This is a genomic window from Pseudoroseomonas cervicalis ATCC 49957, assembly GCF_000164635.1.
GTDB classification, from domain to species: domain Bacteria; phylum Pseudomonadota; class Alphaproteobacteria; order Acetobacterales; family Acetobacteraceae; genus Pseudoroseomonas; species Pseudoroseomonas cervicalis.
In genome coordinates, this window is record NZ_GG770781.1 from 48,847 (window position 1) to 52,461 (window position 3,615).

Annotated in this window: 4 protein-coding genes; 3 read left to right on the top strand and 1 reads right to left on the bottom strand. The window is 76.8% G+C overall.

The annotated features are described in order from the left end of the window. The 3 genes from HMPREF0731_RS25600 to HMPREF0731_RS15440 form a co-directional block, all read left to right on the top strand. Positions 1–630: diacylglycerol/lipid kinase family protein (locus HMPREF0731_RS25600; RefSeq protein WP_051014785.1), on the top strand; the 630-nt coding region annotated here is incomplete at its 5' end. After that, complete coding sequence (locus HMPREF0731_RS15435; RefSeq protein WP_007005098.1) at positions 627–1,442, top strand: inositol monophosphatase family protein; 816 nt, start codon at positions 627–629, stop codon at positions 1,440–1,442. The genes HMPREF0731_RS25600 and HMPREF0731_RS15435, both read left to right, overlap by 4 nt. 131 nt (positions 1,443–1,573) lie before the next feature. Next, entirely contained in the window at positions 1,574–3,013 is a 1,440-nt protein-coding gene (locus HMPREF0731_RS15440; protein ID WP_007005099.1) for a DUF4403 family protein, read from the top strand. 10 nt (positions 3,014–3,023) lie between these two features. On the opposite strand, the gene HMPREF0731_RS15445 is transcribed toward HMPREF0731_RS15440, so the two are convergent. Beyond that, on the bottom strand, positions 3,024–3,615 hold a 592-nt coding region (locus HMPREF0731_RS15445; RefSeq protein WP_007005100.1), incomplete at its 5' end, for a GGDEF domain-containing protein.

A 3,615-nucleotide genomic window follows, 5' to 3' on the forward strand; every position in this document is an offset into this window, starting at 1 on the left:
TGCGGCACCGCCAACAACCTGGCCAGCGCCCTCGGCCCCTGGCGCTCGGCCGAGGCGCTGGCCCAGGGCTGGCGCGCCGCCCCGCGCCGCGCGCTGAACCTGGCCTATGCCGAGGGCCGCTTCGGCCGCCTTCCCTTCCTGGAGGCCGCGGGCTTCGGCGCCTTCGCCCGCGCCGTCGACCGCGCCGACGAGAAGGGGCTGAAGGGCATCGAGGCCGGCCGCGCCGCCTTCCGCGCCATCCTGGCCAACACCGAGGCGCAGCGCGTGGCGCTCCGCGTCGATGGCGCCGCCTGGGAGGGGGAGACGCTGCTGCTGGAGGTGATGAACATCCCGCTCCTCGGCCCCAATCTGCGCCTGGCGCCGGGGGCGGAGCCGGATGACGGGCAGCTCGACCTGGTGCTGCTGCCGCCCGGGCGGCGCGAGGCGCTGCTGGCCTGGCTGGACGCGCCGGAGCAGGGCTGCGCGCCGGTGCTGCTGCGCCGGGGCCGCGAGATCCGCATCGACTGGCCCGGCGGCCCGGTGCGGCTGGACGACACGCCGCTGACGGAGGAGGCCATGGCCGTGACGCTTGGGCTGGAGGAGACGGTGCTGCCGATCCTGGTGCCGCGGGCGCTGGAGCGCGCGGCGTGAGCGCGGCGGAGGCGGTGCCGCCCGCCCTGCTGCGGCAGATCGGCGGGTTGGCGGTGGAGCTGGCGGCGCTCGCCGGGCGCGAGATGAAGCGCGAGATCGGCCGCAGCCCGGCCGTGCGCTACAAGCCCGGCGGCGGCGGGAGCCTGCGCGACCCGGTCTCCGAGGTCGACCAGGCGGTGGAGGCCGAGATCCGCGCCCGCCTGGCCGAGCGCTTCCCCGATCACGACGTGCTGGGCGAGGAATCGGCCGAGCGCCCGGCGCGCGGCGCCCGCTTCCTCTGGGCGGTCGATCCGGTGGACGGCACGGCCAACTACATCAACGGCTTCCCGCTGTTCGCCGGCTCGATCGGCGTGCTGCTGGACGGCGCGCCGGTGGCCGGGGCGGTCTGGTGCGCCACCAGCCACGATCTGCGCGCCGGCGTCTACCACGCCATCCAGGGCGGGGCGCTGCATTTCGAGGGCCAGCCGATGCAGCCCCTGCACAATCCCGAGGTGCGCCGCCGCCTGGCCGGCTTCGTCGATGCCTCGCCCCGCTCGCCGCAGGGATGGGAGGCGCGGCGCACCGGTTCGGCCGCCATCGAATGCGCCTTCGTCGCCGCCGGCCTGCTGGAGGTGGCGCGGTTCGAACGGCCCAACACCTGGGACGTGGCCGGCGGCTTCGCCCTGGTGCGGGCGGCGGGCGGTGCCATCCGCGTCCTGGGGGAGGCGGGCTGGCAGCCCTTCGACCGCTTCGAGGGCGATCCCGGCCCGTGGCGCCGCCCGGTCATCCTCGGCCAGCCCGAGGCGGTGGAGCGCCTGTGCCGCGAGCCCTGAGCCGGCCGGGTGGCGGCAGGAGCCTGACAGCGACGTGATGCGGCCTCTCCCGCCCGCGCTTGCTAGGAGGCCGCCGCATGGCGGGTGAGGCGGAGACACGGCGCAGGACGCGGCGAAGATGGCTGCGATGGATGCCGCTGGCGGTGCTGGCGGCGCTCGGCGCGGCCGGGCTGGTCTGGCTGGAGCGGCGGGAGGCGGCGCTGCCGGGCGAGCCGCCGCGCCAATCCTCCCGGCTGGCGCTGCCCGAGCGGGAGAGCCGCGTGGCGCTGAAGCTGCGCCTGCCGCTCGACCTGCTGCGCCAGGCGGCCGAGCGCAACCTGCCCGCCGCGCTGCGCCAAACCAGCGAGCCCGGCGCCGACACGGTGTATGACATCACGCTGCGCCGCCTGGGCCCCGTCGCGCTGCAGAGCACGGGGGAGGGGCTGCGCGCCACCGCGCGGCTCGGCCTCGGCGGCACGGCGGGGCTGGGCGGCGGGCTGGCCGCGCTGCTGGCGCTGGACGCCAACCGCATCGAGGCCGAGGCCGAGCTGCAGCTCGACCTGAAGCTGACGCTGGACGAGGGCTGGTGCCCGGTCTGGAGCGTCGCCTCGCGCTATCGCTGGCTGCGCAGCCCGCGCCTCGAGATCATCGGCGGCGTCTGGATCGATGTGGAGCAGCGGCTGCGCGGCCAGCTCGACGAGGCGCTGCGCGGCCTGCCGGCGCAGCTGGCCAGCCTGCTGCCCTGCGCCGCGCTGCGCGAGCAGGCCTATGCGCTGTGGCAGCCGCGCAGCGTGGCGGTGCAGCTGCCGGCGGCGCCGCCCCTCTATCTGGCGCTGCGGCCCGAGGCGGTCGCGCTGTCCGAGATCGGCTTCGAGCCGGACACGCTCTCGGTGATGCTGGCGCTGCGGGCCAGCACCGCCATCACCTCGGCCCCGCCCCGCCCGCCGGCCGGGCCGCGCTTCCTGCCGCCGCTGCGCGCCCTGCCCGAGCGCTGGAGCGAGCGCGACGGGCGCCTGCGCGTCGCCATCCCGGTGCGCGCCGGCTACGACATGATCCGCGACTGGCTGATGGCCGAGTTCGGCGGCCGCGACATCCCCGTGGAGACGCCGCTCGGCACGCTGACGCTGCGGGTGCGCGACATCTTCCTCTATCCGAGCCACCCGGCGCTGGCGCTCTCCGTCACCTTCGAGGCCAGCCTGCCCGGGCTGCTGCCGGACACCACCGGGCATGTCACCTTCTCCGCCCGGCCGGTGCTGGACGCCGATGGGCGCCGCGTGGCGCTGACCGACCTCCGCTTCGCCCGCGACCTCGACAGCACGCTGTGGTCGCTGGCGACGCTGCTGTTCGAGGGCCGCATCCGCGCCTGGCTGGAGGGGATCGCGGTCTATGACCTCAGCGCGGTGATGCAGGAGGCGCTGGCGGCGCTGCGCGCCCGCGCCGCCGACCCGGCGCTGACCGGCGGGCTGCGCGTCAGCCTGACCCGGCCGAGCCTGCGGCTGGAGCAGCTGGTGGCGGAGAATGACGCGCTGACCATCCTGGGCAGCGCCGAGGCCGGGGTGGAGGCGGAGATCACCGCCCTGCCGCTGCCCTGAGCCGGCGGCCTCAGCCGGAGGTCGCCTGGCGCTGCCGCTTGGCGGCGTAGAGCCGGGCATCGGCATCGGCGATCGCCGCCTCGAAATCCGGCTGCGCCGGCGGCAGCAGCGCGCAGCCCATGCTGCAACCGAGGGACAGCCGCCCGGCCGGCGTCGCCACCCCCTCGCGCAGCATGGCGTCGAGGTCGCGCCCGACCGCCTCCGCCGCCGGCAGCACCTGCTCGGGCGGGCCGGGCAGGCAGAGCAGGAACTCGTCGCCGCCGAGGCGCACCGCCGCGTCGCCCTCGCGCAGATGCGCCCGCAGCCAGGCGCCGATGGCGCGCAGCACCGCATCGCCCGCGGCATGGCCGTGCCGGTCGTTGATCGGCTTGAAGCCGTCGAGGTCGAGCGCCAGCACGGCGCAGCCGCTCCAGGCGCCGGAGCGTGCCTCGCGCCAGGCGGCGAAGCCGGCGCGATTCAGCAGCCCGGTCAGCGGGTCGCGCCAGGCCTGGTCGCGCAGCCGCGCCAGGCTGCTGGCCAGCTGCTCCTCGCCGCCGCTGCCCAGCACGCTTTGCAGCGTCTTGCCGAAGCGGCGGCTGCGCCAGCCGGCGGCCAGCCCGGCC